General features: G+C 40.2%; 19 protein-coding genes. 7 read left to right on the top strand and 12 right to left on the bottom strand.

The features are described from left to right. Positions 1–3: 3 nt before the first annotated feature. Entirely contained in the window at positions 4–1104 is a 1101-nt protein-coding gene (locus WKF66_RS08495) for a mandelate racemase/muconate lactonizing enzyme family protein (RefSeq protein ID WP_489673999.1), read from the bottom strand. A gap of 50 nt (positions 1105–1154) precedes the next feature. Between WKF66_RS08495 and WKF66_RS08490 the strand changes: the two genes are divergently transcribed. Together WKF66_RS08490 and WKF66_RS08485 are read left to right on the top strand one after the other, a co-directional pair. Beyond that, a complete protein-coding gene (locus WKF66_RS08490; RefSeq protein WP_489673998.1) occupies positions 1155–3170 on the top strand; it encodes a thioredoxin domain-containing protein in 2016 nt (671 codons plus the stop codon). A gap of 7 nt (positions 3171–3177) precedes the next feature. Beyond that, positions 3178–3678 carry an FKBP-type peptidyl-prolyl cis-trans isomerase gene (locus tag WKF66_RS08485; protein WP_489673997.1) on the top strand — a complete coding sequence of 167 codons (501 nt, stop codon included), beginning with the start codon at positions 3178–3180 and terminating at the stop codon, positions 3676–3678. 172 nt (positions 3679–3850) lie between these two features. On the opposite strand, the gene WKF66_RS08480 is transcribed toward WKF66_RS08485, so the two are convergent. The 5 genes from WKF66_RS08480 to WKF66_RS08460 form a co-directional block, all read right to left on the bottom strand. Next, complete coding sequence (locus WKF66_RS08480; protein WP_489673996.1) at positions 3851–4288, bottom strand: hypothetical protein; 438 nt, start codon at positions 4286–4288, stop codon at positions 3851–3853. 6 nt (positions 4289–4294) lie between these two features. Beyond that, positions 4295–5488, bottom strand: a complete 1194-nt coding sequence (locus WKF66_RS08475; protein WP_489673995.1) for an ABC transporter permease — start codon at positions 5486–5488, stop codon at positions 4295–4297. Further along, entirely contained in the window at positions 5485–6114 is a 630-nt protein-coding gene (locus WKF66_RS08470) for an ABC transporter ATP-binding protein (protein WP_489673994.1), read from the bottom strand. Before WKF66_RS08470 ends, WKF66_RS08475 begins: the two co-directional genes overlap by 4 nt. Before the next feature lie 75 nt (positions 6115–6189). Beyond that, complete coding sequence (locus WKF66_RS08465) at positions 6190–7461, bottom strand: glycosyltransferase family 87 protein (RefSeq protein WP_489673993.1); 1272 nt, start codon at positions 7459–7461, stop codon at positions 6190–6192. 38 nt (positions 7462–7499) lie between these two features. Then, positions 7500–9116, bottom strand: a complete 1617-nt coding sequence (locus WKF66_RS08460) for an ABC-F family ATP-binding cassette domain-containing protein (protein WP_489673992.1) — start codon at positions 9114–9116, stop codon at positions 7500–7502. 382 nt (positions 9117–9498) lie between these two features. On the opposite strand from WKF66_RS08460, the gene WKF66_RS08455 reads away from it, so the two are divergent. After that, positions 9499–9951, top strand: coding sequence for a 3-oxoacyl-ACP synthase (locus tag WKF66_RS08455; protein ID WP_489673991.1), 453 nt, complete (start codon positions 9499–9501; stop codon positions 9949–9951). Between the two features lie 14 nt (positions 9952–9965). Here WKF66_RS08455 and WKF66_RS08450 read toward each other — a convergent pair whose 3' ends face one another. Then, positions 9966–10868, bottom strand: coding sequence for a polysaccharide deacetylase family protein (locus WKF66_RS08450; RefSeq protein WP_489673990.1), 903 nt, complete (start codon positions 10866–10868; stop codon positions 9966–9968). A 129-nt stretch (positions 10869–10997) separates the two neighbouring features. On the opposite strand from WKF66_RS08450, the gene WKF66_RS08445 reads away from it, so the two are divergent. Continuing rightward, the gene (locus WKF66_RS08445) at positions 10998–13502 is read left to right on the top strand and encodes a S9 family peptidase (RefSeq protein WP_489673989.1); all 2505 of its coding nucleotides are present in this window, start codon (positions 10998–11000) and stop codon (positions 13500–13502) included. A gap of 65 nt (positions 13503–13567) precedes the next feature. Then, positions 13568–15037 (top strand): glycoside hydrolase family 130 protein, encoded by a 1470-nt coding sequence (locus tag WKF66_RS08440; RefSeq protein WP_489673988.1) that lies wholly within the window; start codon positions 13568–13570, stop codon positions 15035–15037. Between the two features lie 5 nt (positions 15038–15042). Here the strand turns inward: WKF66_RS08440 and WKF66_RS08435 are convergent, their stop codons facing one another. Both WKF66_RS08435 and WKF66_RS08430 read right to left on the bottom strand, forming a co-directional pair. Then, positions 15043–16044 carry a glycosyltransferase family 4 protein gene (locus tag WKF66_RS08435; protein WP_489673987.1) on the bottom strand — a complete coding sequence of 334 codons (1002 nt, stop codon included), beginning with the start codon at positions 16042–16044 and terminating at the stop codon, positions 15043–15045. A gap of 5 nt (positions 16045–16049) precedes the next feature. Beyond that, positions 16050–18332, bottom strand: a complete 2283-nt coding sequence (locus WKF66_RS08430) for a glycosyltransferase (protein WP_489673986.1) — start codon at positions 18330–18332, stop codon at positions 16050–16052. A 178-nt stretch (positions 18333–18510) separates the two neighbouring features. On the opposite strand from WKF66_RS08430, the gene WKF66_RS08425 reads away from it, so the two are divergent. Beyond that, positions 18511–19716 (top strand): MFS transporter, encoded by a 1206-nt coding sequence (locus WKF66_RS08425; RefSeq protein ID WP_489673985.1) that lies wholly within the window; start codon positions 18511–18513, stop codon positions 19714–19716. A 43-nt stretch (positions 19717–19759) separates the two neighbouring features. Here WKF66_RS08425 and clpB read toward each other — a convergent pair whose 3' ends face one another. From clpB to pyrE, 3 genes are all read right to left on the bottom strand, one after another. Next, positions 19760–22354, bottom strand: coding sequence for an ATP-dependent chaperone ClpB (gene clpB / locus WKF66_RS08420; protein ID WP_489673984.1), 2595 nt, complete (start codon positions 22352–22354; stop codon positions 19760–19762). Between the two features lie 205 nt (positions 22355–22559). After that, positions 22560–22958: an SRPBCC family protein gene (locus tag WKF66_RS08415; RefSeq protein ID WP_489673983.1), complete on the bottom strand. Its 399-nt coding sequence runs from the start codon at positions 22956–22958 to the stop codon at positions 22560–22562. A gap of 7 nt (positions 22959–22965) precedes the next feature. Further along, positions 22966–23625: an orotate phosphoribosyltransferase gene (gene pyrE, locus WKF66_RS08410; protein WP_489673982.1), complete on the bottom strand. Its 660-nt coding sequence runs from the start codon at positions 23623–23625 to the stop codon at positions 22966–22968. Here pyrE and WKF66_RS08405 point away from each other — a divergent pair. Continuing rightward, entirely contained in the window at positions 23624–24235 is a 612-nt protein-coding gene (locus tag WKF66_RS08405) for an NUDIX hydrolase (protein WP_489673981.1), read from the top strand. The genes pyrE and WKF66_RS08405 overlap by 2 nt on opposite strands. Positions 24236–24243 lie beyond the last annotated feature (8 nt).

Raw genomic sequence — 24243 nt, 5'->3', positions numbered from 1 at the left:
TATTTAATGAATTGTCCATTTCTCGCAAGTGTCAAGGAATGCAGGATCGGCGTCTGCACCAATGCCGGGCGTATCTGGTACATCAATGGTATACCCATTGTATGTAATGCCGCCTAGTACAGGATCAATGAGATGGCCAAGTAAAGGCGAGTCCATATCAAAAAAGGTAATATTCGGACTTGCCAAGGCGAAGTGCATACTTGCACTAATAGCAATTCTCGTTTCTAACATTCCTCCCATCATGCATTTTATCCCACTTTGTAAGGCAATCTCATGTATTTTTTGGGCTTCTAGTATTCCTCCAGATTTAGAAAATTTGATATTCAAATAAGAACATGAAGCACTATTAATCAGCTTTCGAGCGTCGTGGTGATTATAACAACTTTCATCAGCCATGATTTTAATTGGAGAGTTTGCGTGTAGTTCGGGTAGCCTGTCATCGTACCATGTACGCATTGGTTGTTCACAAAATTCAATGTTAAAATCTAGCATTGCAGTTAATGCATATAGCGCTTCGTCAAAATCCCAGCCTTGATTGGCGTCGAGCCTGAGTATCATTTCTTCGCCAACTGCGGACCTGATTTGCCTTACTCTTTCGATGTCATCATGTATGCCTTTTCCTAGTTTGACTTTGATTATGCTACATCCCGTCGCTTTTAAATCACGGGCCGCTGCAGACATGTTTTCAGGGCTGTCAATGCCGATTGTTATATCAGTCACCAGGCTACGTTTTTGTCCGCCGAGAAACTGGTATAATGGCACTCCGGCATCTTTGGAAGCAATATCGAACAGTGCCATATCAAATGCACTCTTGATGGTACCGTTGTGTGCAGCATACCCTAATAAATCATCCATTCTATCTGGGATTGCTAAAGGATCTTTGCCAACAAGAATTTTAGCAAATTCTTTTGCCATGGCAATGCAGGTCTCCTGATTTTCACCTACAATCATTGGGAAGGCGGAGCACTCCCCAACTCCAACAATATTTTGGTCTGTATATATTCTAACCAAAACATTCTGAGCAAAGTACATTGTGCCCGTCGAGATAACAAAGGGCTTTATCGGGATGCTAAACCTGTAAATTTCAACATGTGTGATCTTCATGGCATAGGGCTTGTGGCGTAAAAGTACGATATATCTTTTACCTTTAAAACATGAATTCACAACCTAACCGTTTGATAGAAGCCTCGTCTCCATACTTATTGCAACACGCTTACAATCCTGTAAACTGGTTTGAGTGGGGTCCGGAGGCGCTGCAAAAAGCTCAAGATGAAAACAAACTTATCCTGGTAAGTATTGGTTATTCCGCCTGCCATTGGTGTCATGTAATGGAAAGGGAAAGCTTTGAATTGACTGAAGTGGCCGAAGTCATGAATGCTCATTTTGTTTGCATTAAAGTAGATAGGGAAGAGCGGCCAGATATCGATCAAATTTACATGATGGCTATTCAATTGATGACCGGTAGTGGGGGCTGGCCTCTGAATTGTATCTGTTTGCCGGATCAACGCCCAATTTATGGTGGTACTTATTTTGGAAAGGATGACTGGATCAATGTCTTGTTGAGCGTTTCAAACCTTTGGTCACAGGAACCTGAAAAGGCATTCCAATATGCCGACCGGTTAACAGATGGTATTCAAAAATCTGAAAAGTTCGTACCTAATGAATTGCTCAAGGACTTCGATCGTGAGGATCTTGTTAATATTATCACACCTTGGAAACGACATTTTGATATGGTTGAAGGCGGTTATAGTAAAGCGCCTAAATTTCCGTTGCCTAACAATTGGCAGTTTATGCTCCGGTTTAGCAAACTAATGGCAGATGACGTTACACATGTGTCTGTTATGCACACACTTGAAAAGATGGCTATGGGTGGTATTTACGATCATATTGGTGGTGGGTTTGCCAGATATTCAGTGGATGGACAATGGCATGTTCCGCATTTTGAAAAAATGCTTTATGATAATGCACAGATGCTAAGTCTTTATGCAGAGGCTTATCAATATTCAAGAGCACCTAGATTTAAAGAGGTAGCGGATGAGATCATCGCATGGCTTCAACGGGAAATGATGTCAGAACAAGGACTTTTCTATTCCGCTTTAGACGCAGACAGTGAAGGAGTAGAGGGGAAGTTTTATGTTTGGGATAAGCAAGAGTTTGATGAAGTACTGGGTGATGATGCATCATTGCTGCACGATTATTTTGATGTAACCAAAGATGGTAATTGGGAAGAGGAACAAACAAATATTCTCCGTACCAAATACGCTGAAGAAGAATATGCGCAGGTAAAGGGAATAACTGTTTTAGAGCTGCAGGAGAAAATACTTGAGGCCAAGAAGAAACTGCTGCTGCGGCGAACTGATCGTATTAGACCTGGCTTGGACGATAAGTGTTTAACAGCATGGAACGCAATGACAATTAGAGGTCTCATCAACTGTGCCCAGGTTTTTGAGAATGATCACTATTACCAGCTTGCTACCAAAGCCGCGAAGTTTATATTATCCGACTTAAAAACAACTGAAGGCAGCGTCTATCGTAATTTCAAAAGTGGGAACAAGAGTATCCCGGGATTCTTGGATGATTATGCCTTTTTGATTGATGCGCTCATCGGACTTTATGAGTTTGACTTTAACGAACGCTGGTTGGACGAAGCAAAAGAATTGACAACATATGTGTTGAGCAACTTCGCAGACGATGATTCGCCGATGTTATATTATACTTCCCAGGAAGGAGAAACTTTGATTGCAAGGAAACATGAAATCATGGACAACGTAATTCCCGCATCAAACTCTATAATGGCTCAAAATTTGCAAAAACTAGGTTTGATGTATGACGTAAGGGAGTTCTCTGAACGCGCGTCTGCTATGTTGGCGTCCGTTCATCCGCAGATTAGCAATTACGGTTCCGCCTATTCAAACTGGTGCATTCTGTTGTTGTATGAAGTGTTTGGAATAAATGAGATTGCGATAATTGGAGAAGAGCCCGAGAAAACAAGGCGGGAGTTCAATCACAATTATATACCTAACAAACCTTTTTTAGCAGGAACAAATTCTGAACTTCCTTTGTTAAAAGATAAGCAAAGCTTTGAAACAAAGATTTATATTTGCCGGAATAAGGTTTGCCAGTTGCCCGTGAGTACGGTTGAGGAAGCATTACTATTGATAACTAAATAACATCATAATGAGTATTAAACCCAATACAGTAGTATCATTAACGTACGAATTACATACTACTAATGAAGAAGGACAACAAGTTTTTGTAGAGAAAGCCGATGAACAAAATGCATTGGTATTTCTATATGGTACAGGAATGATGTTACCAAAATTCGAAGAGCATTTAGCAGGCTTGCAGGTTGGTGATGAATACGGCTTTGAACTTTCTGCAGCCGATGGTTACGGAGAGTTAGATCCAGGGGCGTTTGCAGATCTTCCAAAAGATATGTTTAAGGATGTAGATGTTCCATCTGTTGGCGACGTAATTCCTTTGCAAGATAATGAAGGCAATCATTTTCAGGCTGGTGTTACGGCGGTAGGTGAGGAAACCATTTCCGTAGATCTGAACCATCCAATGGCTGGCAAAGATTTAATATTTGCAGGTAAGATCATCTCTGTTCGTGAAGCGACACAAGACGAATTAAGTCATGGTCACGCTCATGGAGCTGATGGTCATGCGGGTCACTAATTGACCACTAGCTAAAAAAACCTTGTTTGATTCCCCTCCTCGGATTTTGAAGTAAAATCCGGATGTCGGTAAATCAAACAAGGTTTTTTTATAGACGGGTAATTGTTAGGGCTTTGATTAGGAAATGAGGTAGAAGTGATGAGACAACTCGATCAATTAGTTAATTAATTAGTTAATTAATTAATGAGGCGACTAAGGCAATGGGAGGATTGTCCATTGCGTTTCCAACGTTGAGCTTCAGTGTTCCTTTGACTTTCACCGTTTGATAGGTAAACTTTATCGGTTCGGTCATTTCAACCATGACCATTATGGGAACTCCATTTTTACCGCAATAAAAACATTGGTTTATAGGCAGGGTAGAAAGCATGAATTTTGTTTGCTTCATTCCATCTTTAATGGGAACGATGTATCCTTCCAGTTCAAAAGTTTTGTTAGCGAATTTCTTTATATTGTTGTTGTAGACAGCATACATTTCTGTATCCTTCACAATTTTGAAATCAACGCTACCGATAACATCCCAATTGTCCGAAATAATCTGATCATCAGGGTTATGTTGTGCTTTAACAGCTAGTCCGGTAAATAGTATAAGTGCTAAAAGTATCTTTCTCATAGGTGATTAGTTTTTAGATAGTATTTTCGAAATATTTGCACCGTAAGCTTGTATTGCGGGTATCACAGAAGCAAATATACCGATTGCTAATCCTGCAACAAATAGATAAATCTCAGTATTAAGTAAAACTAGCCCCGTTAGCTTTGCCTGGCTGCTTTCCTGGTAAGCACCTACAATTTCGATTGCCAAATGCCCTAAAGCTATTCCTATGACTGTTCCGGCGAGAGTTAATAGTACACCTTCCGAAATAATAATAAAGAATAACGTCCCTCTGGAAGCGCCTAGTGTACGCATTATGGCGAGGTCATAATTTCTTTCTTTAAGAGAATTGTATAGATTGATAAATACGCTGATAGCAGCAATCAACATGATCATTACAGCAAACCATTGTAGGGTCTCTACGCCAACGCCAATTAGAGAAAAAAGACGGGTACTTTCTTGTGCAGGTGACGCTGCTTGCATATTTGTTGACTCATTTACCATCCTTGGGAACATCACCACAGACATCGGAGATCGGTATTGAATTAAAAGTGAAGTTAATTCCCGCTCTTCATCCTCGTGACTTCCCTTCGTGTCGTGGTCGTGATCGTCATGCATTTCCCAAACACTTTCTACATCGGTTAGTATTAAGTTGTCTGTTACATTGCCCTGACTCTCGAAGATACCAACCACAATATAAGGATGAGCCTTATGTACATCAGAGCTTCCTGTAAGTCCGTGTGCGCCATTGAATTTATCACCAACTTTTAGCTTTTGTTCTTTAGCTACATTACTACCAATGTTGGTTTCGAATTGCGCTGAACGGAGCTTACCTGACGCGAGCTTTAAATTATATAAGTTAACAAAATTACTGTCCGTACCCACAATCCTAACTCCATTATAATTGTCTCCCAGCGCAAGAGGTACCGCTCTCTTTACAAAGGGACTGTGTGCAAGTTCCATCGCTTCTTTTAATGGAATATTTCCAGTAGGAAAATCTATATAGTATATACTGCTTAAAATTAGTTGAAGTGGACTCCCTTTTGCACCAACTACCAGGTCAATATCCTTTGAATTATTCTCCAGCTTATCACTAATTTGTGATGACGCAAGCAGAAGAATTGTTAATATACCTGTGCCAAAAGCAATTAGCAGAATATTCAATGCAGAAGATAACGGTTTAGACCAGATACTTTTCCAGCTGATTTTTAGTGGGCTCATTGCAACTCGTATCTACGGGTAAACGCTTCTTTAACTCTATTGTCATGTGTTGCTACCACTAGTGTTGCCTGATTCAAACTTGACTGAGTTAACAGTAAATTTAATACCGCTAATGCGTTTATGTTGTCTAAGCTTGATGTAGGTTCATCAGCAATCAGCAATGATGGTTTATTTATAACTGCCCTGGCAATGGAAACTCTTTGAAGCTGGCCCTGGCTAAGTTCATTGGGATAAGCATGTCTTTTCTCTGCAATATCGAGGGACTCCAGAACTTCTAATATCCGAGTCTTATCTACAGGAAGTTTTGCGAAGCTCTGCGCCATTGCTAGATTTTCAATAGTAGTAAGGCTCTTGATAAGATGCGGCCGTTGGAAAACAATGCCAACGTTTCGCCCCCTGAACTGATCAAGTTGTTTAGGACTAAGGTTATAGATGGAGGTGTTGTCAATCGCTACCTCTCCCTTTGTTGGTTTCAAGATACCGGTCAGAATATGCAATAACGTAGTTTTTCCACTCCCTGAGGAACCTAACAACAACCATTGCTCCCCAGTGCCTATTTCCCAATCTTTAAAGGAAATTACTTTGTCAGCAGTGTAGCTATGGAAAATGGATTTTAGCGTAATCATAGAAGGATATACGGAGTTTAAGGCAAAAATAGTATATCGCTTTGAATTGAATATACATTGGATGTAAAGGATTTGCTACTGCAATGCATTCTCTACCTTCTTGGTCTCGAATAAATTATCAGGACGGCATATCCAAAGAACTGGTATTAGTAAAACGGTAGCAATGGGTAGAATTCTGTAATAAAGCAAAAGTTGGTAAGGCATGCTGCCAATGACGTCCCTGCCTATGATAGGTGTAAATATTACACCAACAATAACTAGCATAATCCACATAGGAATAGTCATTCTTAGCTTAATGGAAGTCCAGTTTGTGACAAAGAACCAGCTGAGATAAACAAAAGCTGGAGCTATATAAAGAAAGGCATACAGTTGTTGATGAGGATAAATTAAGGGGACCGCAATAAAAATATAAGACATTTCCCAATACTGGCGTAATCTATTACTGATGCTTTTGAACGGTAGACTGCGTAAAAATAACAATGTTAGAAGGACGAAAAATGCCCGCACTACATTAAGGATAAGTGTCGCCTGCTCAATGGGCAGATTTATAAAATTCCTTTTATAGGGAAGAATTCCTACAGTATCTGTCAGGTATACCGGGATCAACGCTACAAGGCTACTAGGCCCATCTTCTGCTTCAATCGTCCACTCCTTATTTACAGGGTTAATCACACTAAACCATTCCTTAAGCAAGCTCGCGTTCTTTTCCCACCCGAGGAAAAGAGCAGGAAGATACAAGTATATGCCATACAATAAGCAAGTTAGTAATCCTGCCTTAATTTTCTTTCTGTAAAAGAGGTAGAAAAGGAAAGCGAGCGGCAAGAGCTTAATATTGATCGCTAAAGCCAGTAAAGCAGCGCCGGAAAAGTTCTTTCCATTTCTAAACCAATGCATGCTTTGCAACGTGGCCCAAAGTAGGAAAGTCGTCATCTGCACACAGCGCATATCGAATAAGATAAAGCGTAGCGTAAAGAGTACTACCAAAAATAACCACCACTGCTTCTGCTTCTCGGTGAGTGTGGAAATGGCGAAGTAATCGGTAGAGAGAACCCAAATTCGGTACATCAAAAAATAGGAGAAAAAGATCCAGATAATTTGGGGTACAATAATGGGTAAGGAGGAAAATGGTGCTAAAAGAAGCGCAAACAGAGGACTATAATAGTAATTCAAGTTTTGAGCAAAAGGTGGCCTATAGATATTTAGTCCATTGATGATCTTATGACCAGCATCCAGAAACACCTCAAAGTCGTGACCGTTTTTAGCACAGTTAAAGGCATAAATAGAAGCGATAAGAAAAACGCCAATCTTAAAGATTAAAATTCTGTTAGTCCGAAGCGTTTTTAGCATACCTATCCCTGAGCCATCATTTTACCGGTTGTCGAAAATTATTTATTTCCTCTTGATGCGGCAAATTCTTCTGTCTGAATATACTCATCATAACTCATCATCTTATCAATTCCACCATTTGGCGTTAATTCAATGATCCTTGTTGCGACAGACTCGGTTAAAGCGTGATCTCGTGAAGTAAATAAGGCAGTGCCTTTGAAATCTTTAAGGCCATTATTGAGGGCAGTAATTGATTCCAGGTCAAGGTGATTGGTCGGCTCATCTAACAACAACAAGTTTGCATGTTTAAGCATCATCTGCGAGAACATACAACGCATCTTCTCTCCACCAGATAAGACTTTAACATTCTTAAGTACCTCTTCACCAGAGAAAAGCATTCTCCCTAAGAAGCTTCTAACAAACTGCTCATCCTGATCTGTTCCCGAGTATTCGCGGAGCCAGTCTACCAGATTCTCATCTTTATTCTCAAAATATTGTGAGTTATCGTTAGGGATGTCTGCAATATTAATAGTTACGCCAAATTTGAAATCGCCTGTGTAGTTTTTCTCACGTCCGCTTAATATATTGTAGAAAGCGGTAGTAGCAAGACTATTTTTAGACAGCATGGCAATCTTATCACCTTTGTTGACCATGAAGCTCACGTTTTTGAACAACACGTCACCGTTAAGCGTACAAGACAAATTCTCGACCTGTAAAATTTGGTCACCTGCCTCGCGTCCTAAGTTATTAAATAGGATCGCAGGATATTTTCGGCTCGAGGCTTTAATTTCCGATATATCAATTTTATCAAGCGCTTTTTTACGGGAAGTAGCCTGTTTTGACTTCGATGCGTTCGCACTAAAGCGTTGAATAAATTCCTGAAGTTCCTTTACTTTCTCTTCCAGCTTTTTGTTCTGATCACTTCTTTGCTTAAGCGCTAATTGACTGGACTCGTACCAAAAAGTATAATTACCTGAATATATATTCATCTTAGCAAAATCAATGTCTACGATATGCGTACATACCGCATCAAGAAAGTGCCTATCATGAGAAACCACTAAAACGATACTTTGATAGTCAGCTAAAAAGTTCTCTAACCAGGCAATTGTATCTATATCGAGATCATTCGTTGGCTCATCCAGTAAGAGAATATCTGGATCACCAAACAAGGCTTGCGCAAGAAGTACGCGTACCTTCTGGTTACCATCAAGCTCTTTCAACTGTTTGTAGTGATGTTCTTCCTTAATACCCAGGTTGCTTAGCATTGTTGCAGCATTGCTCTCCATGTTCCATCCGTCCATTTCGGCAAACCTATTTTCGAGCTCACCAGCGCGTTCTCCATCTTTATCTGAGAAATCTTCTTTTAAATAGATAGCATCCTTCTCTTTCATGATGTCATAGAGTTCTTTATGACCCATCATAACAGTTTCGATCACGCTAAACTCATCAAATTCATAGTGATTTTGTTTCAATACCGCCATCCGCTCACCGGGTGTAAAAGCAACTGTCCCAGAGGTTTGGTTGACTTCCCCAGAAAGTATTTTGAGGAATGTTGACTTACCGGCACCGTTGGCACCGATTACGCCATAACAATTCCCCTGGTTGAACTTTAAATTAACATCTTCAAATAAAGTGCGTTTTCCGTAGCGGAGGGATAGGTTAGATACTGAAATCATATATTGAATATAAGCCGCAAAGGTAAGTAATATTTATAAAATGATTTAAAAACAGACATCGAAGTTTTATACGAGATCATAACGCGAAGAAGAAGTGTCTTTCCAATAAGCAATAGGTTCAACTTCATCCAAAAAGCTACCTGAGTCGGAAGAGATTACTGCAGCCTGTGCTATGCAAATATGGCCCTTACATAAAAGGCTTTTAATGTAGGTGCGTACTGGAGTTCTCCTTGAATGGTTGTAGAATTAAAGGATTATCTTAACTTAGGGGGAACAAGAAAAGTGTGTTGGCTTGTTACACATGGAATATCTTAAAGAAAAACCGAAAACAGCTACACGCACACCAATTGATAACAAGATCAAGTGGATAGACTCATAAGTTATGCAAGCAATTAAAAATCAACTATATCAACAAAGTTTAACCTTTATTGAACAACGAATTCAAACCGCTGAAACGGCTTTACAACAAGCCAGAGAGGCAAGTAATGATGACACTAAGAGTAGTGCTGGGGATAAATATGAAACCAGTAGAGAAATGATGCAACAGGATATTGATAGGAACAAACGCTTGTTATTAGACGCGCAAGACAATTTACGCGTGTTGCAATCAATAGATTCTTCTGTGAAATCGATAAATGTTGCACATGGTAGCTACGTGATCACCAACCAAGGCTCTTTTTATATTAGTGTGAGTGCAGGTCAGCTTCATGTAGGTGACAAAACCATATTTGCCATATCGCCCGCGTCACCGATAGGTAAGTTGTTACTTGATAAGCAAAAGGGAAATGGCTTTGAGTTCAATGGTAAGAAATACCAGATAGAAAGTGTAGAATAAAGATTAAGAACAGCTTAAAAGCTGTTCTTAATGCTGTTGCTAAGTGTTTTTGGACTCCAATATCCGCTAGCAATGATTCTTCTTATCGTGAACAATGGTTCTTTCTCATCACGTTTTGTGGATAAAGCAAAAGCCATCTTAAACCCACGTTTTTTTAACTCAGGAATACCTTCTGCGTTCCATAGTCCAAAGGGGTAGGCAAATTCGGTCATTTTCTTGCCCGTAATTTCCTCCAACTTCTTTGTCGGCTTGTCCAGTTGTTCTTCCCAATCTTTGCCCGTGTATTTCTTAAAGTTTTTATGGTCGTAAGTGTGGCTTCCAATCACATTTCCAGCATCTGAAAGCGATTTGATTTGCTCTCTGGTCATGTAATCAACAAACTTACCTTTGCGTCCTATTGAAACCGTCATAATAAAATACACGGCTTTAAACCCATATTTCTTTAGTGTAGGTGCAGCAACGGTATACTGATCCATATCAGTATCATCGAAGGTGAACATAATTGGTTTACTCGGTAAAGACGCTCCCGTATTCAAATACGCATACAATTGGTCGGGAAGAATAGAGTGATAACCGCTGTCCGCAAGCATCTTAACCTGATCCTTGAAATTTTGTTCTTCAACAATATAGTCTTTGCCAACCTTCCCGTCTGAAGCTTTCCAGTTCCGAATCTGGTGATAACAAAGGATAGGTACCTGCCTGCGGCCAAGAATAACTTTTGCATCAGCAACCTTAATCGTATTGATATCAATTTTTGTGTTAGTTATCGAGTCGTCGGAATTCTGACCGTTTTCATCTTTCGCAGCTGACGTAAGTTCCGTCTTGCCTTCAAATGCACCGTTGGCTTCTGAATTTGACTGGCATCCTGAAGTAACAATGGTAGCGGCTGTTAAAAAGGTTAATAGATAATGCTTCATTTAATGATTTTTGCTACAAAACTATAAAATCAACTGATTATTTACTCCGGTTGCTAACACATTTATTACAATTAATATCCCTGCAAGAATATTTTAATCAATAATTTAGGCAGCTAACTAATTCACGTTATGAAGAGACTTTACATACTGTTTTTATTGATTTCATTCGTTTGCTATAATGCGACTTCGCAGGTTAAAACTTATACGATGTCTGAAGTAGCGCCACCATCGCCAAAAGCTAATTACCAACTCGCCTCTAGATTCTCTCCTAACAAAGTGAGAAAAATGGTTTATTCTACCGCCGTAGATCCTCATTGGTTAAAAATGAGCAATCGTTTCTGGTATGAGTATGAAACTCCAAATGGGAAGCAATGGTACATCGTGGACCCAATTGCTAAAAGCAAAAGAAAGATATTTGATAATGCGAAATTAGCTGCCGAGATCACTACGATCATCAGAGACCCCTTTGATGCACAGCATTTGCCGTTAATGAACGTCAAATTTGCGGCCGACGAAAAGAGCCTCACCTTTGAAGTTTTAAGTTCTATTGATGAGCTGAAGAAAGACCGTAAAGACAAAAAAGCTGCAGATTCCATGCAGAAAAAGACTTATAATTTTAACTATGTTGTTGCAAGTCAAAAGCTGACTGAAGTGCCAAACTTTAGTAAGCCAAAGGCGAAACCTATGTGGGGTTCAGTAGCCCCAGATTCTTCGGCAATTATATTCTCCAGAAACTACAACCTGTATTGGATGGACAAAGTGAATTACAAAAAGGCCGTTAAAAATGAAGAAGATAGTACCATAGTGGAACATCAACTCACTAAAGACGGGGTTAAGTTTTACGCATATGGAAGTGACGGAGATGGGGAAAGCAACGAAGATGAATTAAAAAACATTAAGAAGCGGAAAAGAGCATTTGTGTTATGGTCTCCAAACGCTAAGTATTTTGTCCTGTCTCGTACGGACTCCAGAAAAGTGAAAGACCTTTGGGTGATAAACAACGTAGCTCCAGGCCGTCCGACACTTGAAAGCTATAAATATCAGATGCCTGGCGAAAAGGAGTCGCCAATAGATGAGCTTCTGCTTTTCAATTTCCCTGCTAAGACCTTTAAAAAACTTAATATTGCTGCTTTCAAGGACCAGTCTGTATCGTTGTGGTCTGCTCCCTCTTTGAATAAAGACAGAGACAACGAGTTCAGACCCTCTCTATGGTTAGGGGACAATAGCAAACTGTATTTCTCCCGGACGAGCCGGGATTTAAAGAGAATTGATGTCTGTACCATTGATATCAATACAGAAAAAGTGAATCCGGTTATCGATGAGCGGTTCAATACATACGTTGAGATCTCCCGTCCCGGTCTGGTTGATGGCGGTAATGAATTGATACATTGGTCGGAGCGGGACGGATGGGGCCATTTTTATCTTTTAGATAAGGCTGGAAAAGTAAAGAACCAAATTACCAAAGGTCCTTTCCACACCGAAAACATCATTAATATCGATCAAAAGAACCGAGTGCTTTACTTTACAGCTAATGGCCGAGAAGTGAATGAAGATCCATACTACTATCACTTGTATAGGATAAATTTTGATGGCACAGGGATGAAACTTCTGGATGGGGGCGACTTTGATCATGCAATTAATATGAATGATGAAGGGAAGTTCTTTGTAGACAATTCGTCAAGAGTTAATACTGCACCTAAGTCCGTGCTAATGGACAATACGGGGAAGGTGGTGATGAATCTGGAAGCTACGGATCTTAGTCTTTTAATGGCAACAGGTTATAAGTTTCCTGAACCGTTTAAAGTGAAGGCTGACGACGGCGTTACTGATATATATGGAGTAATGTACAAACCTTTTGATTTTGACCCCAACAAAAAATATCCAATTATAGAATATGTGTACCCTGGGCCACAGACGGAAGCTGTGAATAAGTCTTTCACAAAGAGCATGGACAATACGGATCGCCTTGCACAATTGGGATATATCGTAATCTCAGTAGGTAATAGGGGAGGGAATCCGGCAAGATCAAAGTGGTACCATACATTTGGATACGGTAACCTACGTGATTATGGTCTAGCGGATAAGAAAGCTGCTATTGAACAATTGGCTGATAAATACAAATTTATTGATGCAACTAAGGTTGGCATCACCGGGCACTCTGGAGGTGGCTTTATGTCTACAGCAGCAATGCTCGTTTATCCGGAATTCTTTAAGGTAGCTGTTTCAAAAGCAGGTAATCATGATAATAGTATTTACAACAGATGGTGGAGTGAAAAACACCATGGAGTAAAAGAGATTATATCTGCCAAGGGAGATACTACGTTCACCTATGACATTGAGAAAAATCCACAAATTGCCAAGAATCTAAAAGGTCATTTAATGATCATGACCGGTGATATTGACAACAATGTTCATCCTGCAAATACCATTAGACTAGCTAATGCACTCATGAAAGAAGGTAAGCGGTTTGAATTCGTAATTTTACCAGGTCAACGTCATAGCTTTGGTGACTTAACAGAATACGCCTTTTGGAAGCTTGCAGATCACTTTAACAAATATTTGATCGGTGATTTTGAGACGCCGGATCAGGTGGACATGGTTGAGATAGACCGGGAGGTGGAAAGAAAGAAATAGTTATTGCAATAAAAAAAAGGTCTATATTATGAAACCTTTATACGTATTACAAATGTTATCTAAAAATGAGACTATTAATAGAACGTAAACCAGTAAAAGTATATCCCGATCCTAAAAGGGTAATAGCAAGATTCTTCTTCAACGGAGATAAAAGAGCCCTAGATGTAGTTAAACATGTGATGAGTCTTACTCCCGTTGAGGTTTTTGGGATTATTTCACCATTACTCCAAGAGTACTCTAAGAGACACCGAAACATAACAAAAATACTCACCAGGCACTGCAAAAAAGTGAAGCCTAGCATTGAGGAAGCAGGGCATGATTTTGAAAGCCTGGAAAAATATCATAGGTTATTGATAGGTTCTTACTTTACTCATGAATATTCGATTGAATCTGCAGCTTTCTTCAACCCTTCTATTGTTGAAGATCCTGACCAGTCAGACCTGGTAGAAGGGGAGCGCAGAGTGATCATTAGTTTCAGGGCTGTTGGCGAGGGTCACATTTCATCAGTCGTTTTTAGACGGGCATTGATTGATAGGAATAATGATATTACAGTTATTCCGGCAGGGAACTATATCGATGAAGCCGAAGTCATAAAAAATGCGGTGTACAATAAGAAATTATTCCTGAAGAAGGCCGCCGACTCGAAGATAGATGTAGAAATATTAGACGAGGTGGGTACAAAATTGGAAGAAAAATTTGATTACGCTACCCTTCGTAAAATCATTTTAGACTCTAAACATCTCCAACAAGAGGATTTGAGGAAACTAGAGTATGATAAGATCCTCTGGCTTTCTGATACCTATCATGAGATCAGTTTTTCTAGAGACACCGATATCTCAGATCGGGTGATCTTCCCTATTTCGGAATTTGAACGTAAAGGTATTGAGGATGCAAGGTTTGTCCGTTTCGTAAAAGATGACGGTTCCATAGTATACTACGCTACTTATACTGCATTCGATGGTGCTATGATTATGCCCAAATTGCTTCAAACGACAGATTTCTACGATTTCAAGATCAGTCCGCTACATGGTGTTGGAGCGCAAAACAAAAACCTGGCGTTATTTCCTCGCAAGATCAACGGGAAATATGCAATGATGTCAAGAATTGATGGTTGCAACAATTACCTGATGTATTCAGATAAACTAACGGTTTGGGATAACCCAGTGAAGCTACAAAGCCCTAAGTTCCCTTGGGAGTTTATCCAAATAGGAAACTGTGGTTCGCCAATAGAAACCGAAGCTGGATGGTTAGTCATCACTCATGGAGTCGGACCAATGCGCCGCTATTGCTTAGGCGCTAGTTTGTTTGACCTTAATGATCCTTCTATTGAAATAGGAAGATTACGTGAGCCTTTGGTAATTCCCAATAACGATGAACGTGAAGGGTACGTGCCAAACGTGTTGTATTCATGTGGTGCCATTATCAATAATGGTGAACTGATAATCCCCTATGGATTATCAGATTATTGTTCATCATTTGCCACAGTAGGCCTTGATGTTCTATTGGAAAAGTTGAAAAACTCCGATACTTTATAAGCCAATTATAATATTTGATGGTAGAGGGCGATATAGTCTTCTACCATTTTTTGTTGAGAGAAATTGTCTGTCGCCCAGTTTCTACAATTAAGCCTGTTCAGCTCTGAAACATTAGCAACTGATTCCACAGCTTCGTCAACATTATTTACCAGGAAGCCTGTCTCTCCGTCTCTAATCAATTCGGGCATCGAGCCGCGATTAAATGCGATGACCGGGGTGCCGCACAACATTGCTTCAGCAACACTAAGGCCAAAAGGTTCATCGAAACTGATAGGATGCAAGAGTGCGAAGGCATTGCGCAACAATTCGTTCCTTTTCTCTGGACCGGCAGAACCTATAAATTTAATATCATCATTTAGAAAAGGCTCAACCTTTTCCCTGTAGTATTCCGAATTCTGTATGATACCCGCAATTACCAGCTTTCTTTTGGTCTTAAGCGCAATTTCTATGGCCTCAGCAGTTCCTTTATCAGGATGAATGCGACCAAAAAATAACAGGTAGTCACCCGGATGGTCGTTGAAATCAAAACCTTTAATGTCTAACCCATTATATACAGTTGCTAAATACGCCAAAGACGAATGTCTGTTTGCATCACTTATAGAGACATAATGTCCTAAAGCGTTATATTTTTGATATACTTTTAAGATCTTTTCAGAAGAAAAACCATGTATAGTAGTAATCAAAGGCGTTTTGATTAAACCGCTATAGCTTAGTGGCAAGAAATCGTAATGATTGTGGATGATATCAAACTTGTCGGCCTTCTCCATCAGGTTACTGATATGCAAGCATTCTGCCACCTTGGCATCCTGAGTCCGGTCTTCCTCATAGCTTGCATCTATCACTGAATCCAGGGACCCAGCGGTCAGAGAGTCGCCAGTTGCAAAAAGTGTAACATCCATTCCCTTTTCTACCAATCCTTCGGTAAGATTAGAAGCCATTTGTTCCCAGGGCCCATAATGGCGTGGAGGAGTCCTCCATGCCACTGGTGCCAATACTGCTATCTTCATCTTAACTAAAATGTCTGTTGTTGTGCAGCAACAAGGTCATTGCTTTGCATAAACTCGTATTCAAACTCCATCGCTTTCAAAACAACCAAATGGGATATCCAATAAGCCAGCGTACTCTCTGCACCTTGATTTCTATTTAATCCGTGCGTCTGTAAGCCATCAGCACACCCTTTGGTCTCATGATCAAATAATGGAATTCGCAGGATGTTTTCGCCCAGGAACCATTGGTACGAAAGGTACATTTGTTTAATATAGGTCTTGTCATGAGTAATTTCGTAGGCTTTGAAATACATCAACACCATCGCCATAGTTTCTATAGCCTGCTGATCATAGACCGCCATTTCTGAGCCATCTCTAAACAACCATCCATCATTTCCAACTGGATTCAGGTAACCATTGATCAGAGTTTTTTGAGTCAGGTACTCCATGCTTTCAAAAGCTATATCATATGCTTCCTGATCCTTGCTGATTTCATAATAGCTCAAAAGGGCTAATGGCAAAATAGCATTATCGTAGGTCATCTTTTCTTCAAACCAGTTCCAATGACCCTTCTTATTCTTGCGGTAAGCAGCTTTCAGCGGCTCCGCTAATTTATCCAATTGATCTTTGATATGCTCATCCCCAGGATGTGCCTTTAGAAAATAGGTCAGGCCAATAATGGTATTTCCGAAACCTCGTAAATGCTTCAAGCCTTTGAAATGCGGAACAGATCTTAAAAACAACTCTCTGGCAAATTCCCTATAGGAGTTGTTAGGTGCATTCTTGATCAAATAACCTAGCGACCAGATGGTTCTTCCGAACGAATCTTCCGTCCCTATTTCATCCAGGTACTCTCTTCTGAAGCTTAAGAAGTTTCTAAAGTTTCCATCATCACATTGCATGTATTGGATATAACTCAAGTAGATTGGCAGAAGCTCTAAAGCATCTTTACTTTTATTCTGTTGATAAGCAAGGATGGTAAGTATTAAAGCTCTGGCATTATCATCAACACAGTACCCTTCCTTCAAGTTAGGAATGCCATATTTCGCATGCTGAACAATACCAGTGTCATCCGTTAAACGTTTAATATGTGCCAGATTAAACGCAGGCATGATATCCGGATCTATTATAGGTTTACCACCAGTTGCTTTTTCAGAAAGATATTTGTCTATCGCTTCGTTTAGAACATCAACAAAAACGTCGCCGGTGCTTGGCCAACGCAGGTGCAACCCATACTCATAGGCATTTGCTTTTAACTCTTTAAGTTTTACTTCGTCGGCGAAAAGCTCATTGACAATTTCTGCTAATAAAGTAGAATTTTTAAAATCAAAAAGTCTGCCCCGTTGTTCGGAAAGCAACTCCTGTGCATGCCAGTAGGGCGTCGAAACTACTGCGGCACCCGCACCTACTGCGTATGAAAGCGTACCACTGGTAATCTGGGCCTCATTAAGATAAGGCGTGATATACATGTCACAAGCGGTTAAGTAATCGTGCAACTCTTCCTCAGACACAAATTTATTTATAAATGTGAGGTTATCCTCAACGTTCAGACTCTTAGCCAGTCGCTTCAAACTATCTCTATACTCTTCGCCAGAATTCTTTATTACACCAGGGTGAGTAGTTCCTAATATAACGTACATCACATTAGGGTTCTGGGCAACAATAGCAGGCAAGGCTTCAATAACCGTTTCCAGACCCTTATTCCTACTGATCAAACCGAAAGTAAACAACACCTTTTTGCCTTTAAAAGCAATGGAATTCTTCACCGGATTTTCTTCTTTTGGCTCAAGATCCGGAACACCGTGCTCTATAAGTTGAATTTTATGATAGGGTATGCCATAAATGGTAGTTAGAAAGCGCACGGCGCGGTGACTCATAACTACAATCCTCGAAGAATATTTAGCTATTTCACGCAACACCGTAAGTTGCATGTAATTCGGGTCTTTAAGAATCGTGTGGAAAATAGTGATTAACGGCTTTTGTAGACGGGCAATAAGCGGAAGGATGTAGACTCCACATTCTCCGCCGTAAATTCCATATTCATGTTCTAAAATACAGGCATTTGCCAAACTTGTGTTTATATAGTCTGCTGCACGGATATAGTCTTTTTGATTCTCTTGTCTGATAACACATTTTACTTCTTTAGGATACTCGTATTCATCTAACGAGTCCGCGTCATTCATGGCAACAACAAAACTCTCCTCAGAAACCGCGTTTTTATTAGAGCCGATTGCTCTAAGCAGATTATGATTGAAAGTTGCGATGCCGCATTCCCGAGGGGGATAAGAAGATATGTAAGCGATTTTCATAATTAATATTGTCTTATATATATAACAAAAAAAACAGAGAAATGTTCTCTATTGGAGTATATGGGAAACAGAATTTACCATTAAGTTAATTTTTATTAACCATTTAGAATCATAGCTGTTTGTAATGTGGCAAAATAGAAACGGGAATTATTAACTTTGGGCTTTTTATACAAAACCTATGAATAACACGGCTCCAACTTCAGATATTGTTGAAAAGACTGTATTCCCAATCCTTTTTGCAATAAGCTTCTCCCATCTGCTCAATGACACCATACAATCCCTAATTCCTGCAATATACCCAATCGTAAAGAATACTTACCATTTAACTTTTTCGCAGATAGGTTTAATCACCCTGACGTTCCAAATGGCAGCCTCTCTTTTCCAACCGTTTGTTGGCATGTACACCGATAAAAACCCACAGCCGTACTCTTTAGCCTTGGGTATGAGTTTCACCCTTTGCGGTCTGGTTATGCTAGCATTTTCAACCGGCTTCTACATGATGCTGTTTTCTGTCGCATTAGTAGGAACGGGCTCTTCAGTATTTCATCCTGAAGCCTCCAGAATGGCAAGTGCAGCATCAGGCGGCAAACGCGGTTTGGCCCAATCTATCTTTCAACTTGGTGGTAATGCCGGCAGTTCCATCGGACCGCTATTAGCCGCTTGGATTATTGTCCCGAATGGACAGTTTAGTATTGTATGGTTTTCTGTTATTGCATTGCTCGCGATTTTTATCTTAAGCAGAGTAGGGGGTTGGTACAAACAACATATTGTGTTAAAGGCAAAACAGGGTTCTCGCCAACAACTGATCACAAACCATTTTTCCCGTAGAAAAGTGATTTTTGCAGTAATCATTTTGTTGATACTTATATTTTCTAAGTATTTTTATATGGCCAGTTTAACCAGTTATTTCACATTCTATGTGATTGATAAGTTCCATCTTTCTGTCCAAAGCTCCCAAATTTACCTTTTCGTTTTTCTATTTTCAGTTGCAGCCGGAACTTTAGCTGGCGGTCCAATAGGAGATCGATTCGGAAGAAAGTACGTGATCTGGTTCTCCATTCTTGGAACAGCTCCATTCGCGTTAATGCTGCCATATGCAAACTTATTCTGGACAGGTGTTTTAATCGTTCCAATAGGCATGATTCTGGCATCTGCCTTCTCCGCAATACTCGTTTATGCTCAGGAGCTCATTCCAGGTAAAGTAGGTTTGGTGTCAGGTCTGTTCTTTGGTTTTGCTTTCGGAATGGGCGGAATCGGATCGGCCTTACTAGGTAAACTGGCCGACATAACCAGCATCAATTATGTATTTCAGGTCTGTTCATTTCTCCCACTGATCGGTCTTTTAACCGGGTTTCTTCCAAATATTGAAACCAAGAAGAAATAAAGAAAAACGGCTTGTGTCGGATTTCAACACGAGCCGTAGCTAGTTACTTGTTGTTAACGAAAACAAACTGATGTTCGAACATGTCAAGCTTAATATGACTATCCTTGTCGATCTTTCCTGCCAGAATCTCTTTAGACAATTCATTTAGTATGCGTTTCTGAATGACACGTTTCAGTGGTCTTGCTCCAAACTGTGGGTCATAGCCTAACTCCGCAAGCCAGTCCAATGCCTCCGGCGAAGCCTCGATGGTTACGCCCATTTCGGCAAGCGTTTCCTGTACATGCCTGAACTGTAGATCTACAATGTTTCTGATCTCTCCTCTATTTAACGGAGTGAACATGATTAATTCGTCTATCCTGTTCAGAAACTCTGGTCTAATGGTCTGCTTTAACAATTCGAATAGTTCGTTCTTAGTCTTTGCTATAACCTCGTCTCTGTTCTCATCGCTTAGTGACTTGAAGTTATCCTGTATCAAATGAGATCCGATGTTTGAAGTCATGATAATGATCGAATTCTTGAAATTTACCACCCTACCCTTATTGTCAGTCAATCTTCCATCATCCAACACCTGTAGAAGAATATTGAATACGTCGGGGTGTGCTTTCTCGATCTCATCCAGAAGGATTACTGAATAAGGTTTCCTTCTTACCGCCTCCGTTAGCTGACCACCTTCATCATATCCTACATATCCCGGAGGCGCTCCAATCAAACGAGAAACCGCATGACGTTCCTGATATTCACTCATATCTATCCTCGTCATCGCATTCTCGTCATTGAAAAGGAACTCCGCCAATGCTTTCGCCAATTCTGTCTTACCAACTCCCGTGGTGCCTAAAAATATAAAGGAACCGATTGGTTTACGTTTATCCTGTAAGCCAGCTCTGGACCTCCGGATCGCATCAGATATAGCTTCAATAGCTTCATCTTGTCCTGCAACACGTTTGTGAAGTTCCGCCTCTAAGTTTAGTAACTTCTCCCGTTCACTTGAGATCAGCTTAGTGATAGGAATGCCCGTCCATCGTCCAACAACGCCGGCGATGTCATCAGCAGTCACTTCTTCTTTCAGCATTCTGCTTTCGCTTTGCTGACTGGCCAAAGTTTCTTTAAATTTTTCCGTCCTGTCCTGAGCTTCCTTAATTTTTCCGTAGCGGATTTCAGCAACTTTACCGTAATCACCGGCACGTTCCGCCTGTTCTGCCTCGAGCTTATAGTTCTCTATTAGCTCTAACTCGTTATTAATATTGTCTACAAGGTCTTTCTCACCTTGCCATTTTGCTTTGATCTCATCTCTTTCTGCCGAGATATTAGCGATCTCTTCTCCAAGACTTGCAACTTTCTTTATATCGTTCTCCCGTCTAATCGCTTCCCTTTCGATTTCAAGCTGCATGATCTTGCGATTCAACTCATCCACTTCCTCCGGAACGGAATCCATTTCCAGCCTCAGCTTTGAAGCCGCTTCGTCCATTAAATCTATCGCTTTATCTGGTAGAAAACGGTCTGCTATATAGCGTTGTGACAATTCAACGGCAGCAATAATCGCTTCATCTTTAATTCTAACCTTATGGTGGGTCTCATATCTTTCTTTAAGTCCGCGCAAAATCGAAATTGCATCTTGAGTATCCGGCTCATTCACCATTACCTTTTGGAAACGCCTTTCTAATGCTTTATCTTTTTCCAGATACTTTTGATATTCGTCAAGAGTCGTCGCGCCAATAGCACGCAGTTCTCCTCTTGCAAGCGCAGGTTTTAAAATGTTTGCGGCATCCATTGCACCTTCACCACCACCAGCGCCAACTAAGGTATGAATCTCATCAATAAACAGGATGATATCTCCATCACTTTGAGAAACCTCCTTGACTACAGCCTTAAGCCGCTCCTCAAATTCTCCCTTGTACTTAGCTCCCGCGATTAAAGCGCCCATATCCAATGAGTAAACGGTTTTGCTTTTTAAGTTAGTTGGTACATCACCTTTAATAATTCTGAAAGCGATACCTTCAGCGATGGCAGTTTTACCTACACCCGGCTCACCGATTAATATAGGATTGTTCTTAGTTCTTCTTGATAGAATTTGAATAACCCTTCTGATCTCGTCATCACGGCCGATTACCGGATCTAACTTACCAGATTCTGCATATTCATTTAAGTTCCTGGCGTACTTACCGAGTGCCTGATACGTAGCCTCTGCGTTTTGATCCGTAACCCTGTTATCGCCCCGAAGACTTATGATCGCCTTTTTAAGGTCCTTTTCATTCACTCCCTGGTCTTTCAGCAAATTAGAAGTTGCATCGTTAACCGATAAAATACCCAACAGTACATGTTCTACGGAAACAAACTCGTCCTTGAATTCTTTCAGATAAGACTGTGCTTTTTGTAAAGTTGAATTGCTTCCGGAAGTTAAATATGGACTGCTTCCGCTAACTTTTGGAAACTTTGAGATCTGGGAATCAAGATTCTGGTTAAGTATATTTAAGTTGAGGTTCAACTTCTTCAAAACATACGAAACCACATTTTCATCAACAGTAAGCAAGCCTTTAAGGAGGTGTGCTGTCTCAATAGCTTGCTGCTGATTGCCTTCTGCTATTGCGGAAGCCTGTTGAATTGCTTCCTGAGCTTTGATTGTGAAGTTGTTGAAGTTCATATCTCCAGTTCAACAAAGGAGATGCCAGCAGGCTTTAGTCTTTAGATATCGGAAATTATGTCCGCTCTCCGCATATCAAAATAACTAATTGTCTGATAAATAATGATTTAACCGGAAAAATTGTCTTGTCTGAAGAAAAAGAACTGACGTTCTTTCCTTGGAACCTCTTACTTTTCAGTTATAACATGGGATGGCCCTGAGAAGATTATTTAAGAATCTCTTTCAAACGCTCAGTTTGATGATCAGCAAGTTTCTGCAAGGGACCTGCAGCAAGCATCTTCATCATCATATTCAAATCAGCAGATAAAATATGTTTCGCAGTAGTGCCCCCGTGACCATTGTCCTCAACAGTCCATTTTAATTCCACATCAAAAGGTGGTTTCTCGGTAGGTATGGCGGTCAATTCTTTATTCTCAATGCGTTCAGAGATTTTGATCGCAAGTTTAGCCATGTTCTGGATGGTGAAACTTGCTTCGTCTTTTGTCGATGACCAGTTATAAATGTTTTCAGGCATCAACTGTTGATGGTTGTTTAGATCCGCCAAAAACTCATATACCTGTGGAACCGGAAGATTAATCTCAGTAGTACTTTCTATAACTGTCATTCTATGATTATGATAATTTTTCTAATTCTTTACCCCATTCTGATGGGTTGCTGCGCCATTTCGTAAGCATGTCAACGTCATTCTGCGCAATAATACTATGCTCGGCAGCATAGGAGATCAGCGTGTTGTAATCTGATAATGTGGCGTATCTGCACTTTGCAGCCTTGAAATTCTCATCTGCCTGATCAAAGCCGTAAGTAAAAATAGCCACTAAACCCGCTACTGAAAGGCCAGCATTTCTTAAAGCATCAACCGCTTGTAGACTGCTCTTCCCTGTAGAGATCAAGTCTTCGATAACAACTACCCGTTGACCTTCTACAATTTCACCCTCAATTAAATTACCTGTTCCATGCTCTTTTGCCTTAGCTCGTACATATGCAAATGGCAAACCAAGCTCCTGAGCGACTAAGGCGCCTTGTGGAATTCCTGCTGTAGCAACACCCGCAATTAAGTCTACAGAACCAAATTCCTCTTGAATTAATTGTGTAAGTTTTTGTCTGATGTATGTTCTCACTGAAGGATGAGATAGCGTGACTCTATTGTCACAATAAATTGGCGATTTCCAACCCGAAGCCCAAGTAAATGGATTATTAGGTTGTAACTTTATTGCTTTAATTTGTAATAAAAATTCCGCTACCTTTAGTTCAATATCACTTTTATTATACATGGCTCAAAAATACAGAATTTATATTAATGACAATACCTTGTTTATCGCAGATTCTGCGCCGAAGCAACTGAAGAAAATCCAACAACTTGAAGCAGAGGATTTTGATTTTCCAACATTTTACAAAAACATAGACAAGGCCGCTCTTCAAGACTACCTCCTAATTGCTTCAGACCCTAAGAAGTTGTTCAATAAGATCAAAAAAAGTTGTGAATTAATCAAAGCAGCAGGCGGTCTGGTAAAGAACGCGAAAGGTAGTTACCTTTTTATTTTTCGCAATAAAAAGTGGGATCTTCCAAAAGGAAAGGTAGAAAAAGGGGAGAAAATGAAGGAAGCTGGATTGAGAGAAGTAGAAGAGGAATGCGGAGTAAAAATTCATACCAACGATAAAAAGCTTTGTAAAACTTACCACGTCTATACACTTGGCAACAAGCCTGTTCTAAAGAAAACAAACTGGTACAGCATGACAGTGAAAGGGGAACCTAAACTGATCCCTCAAAAAGAGGAGGGTATCACCAAAGCAGTATGGCTCAGAGCAGACGAACTGAAGCCAGTTTTAAAAAACACATTTCCTTCCATCGTACAGGTACTTGAAGAGGGTAAGTTGCTTTAAAAAAGAGA

Origin of the sequence: Pedobacter sp., assembly GCF_037719805.1 — a bacterium.
Taxonomy (GTDB): Bacteria; Bacteroidota; Bacteroidia; order Sphingobacteriales; family Sphingobacteriaceae; genus Pedobacter.
Note: the sequence above shows the minus strand (reverse complement) of the source record. Positions and strands in the feature narration are given on the sequence as shown.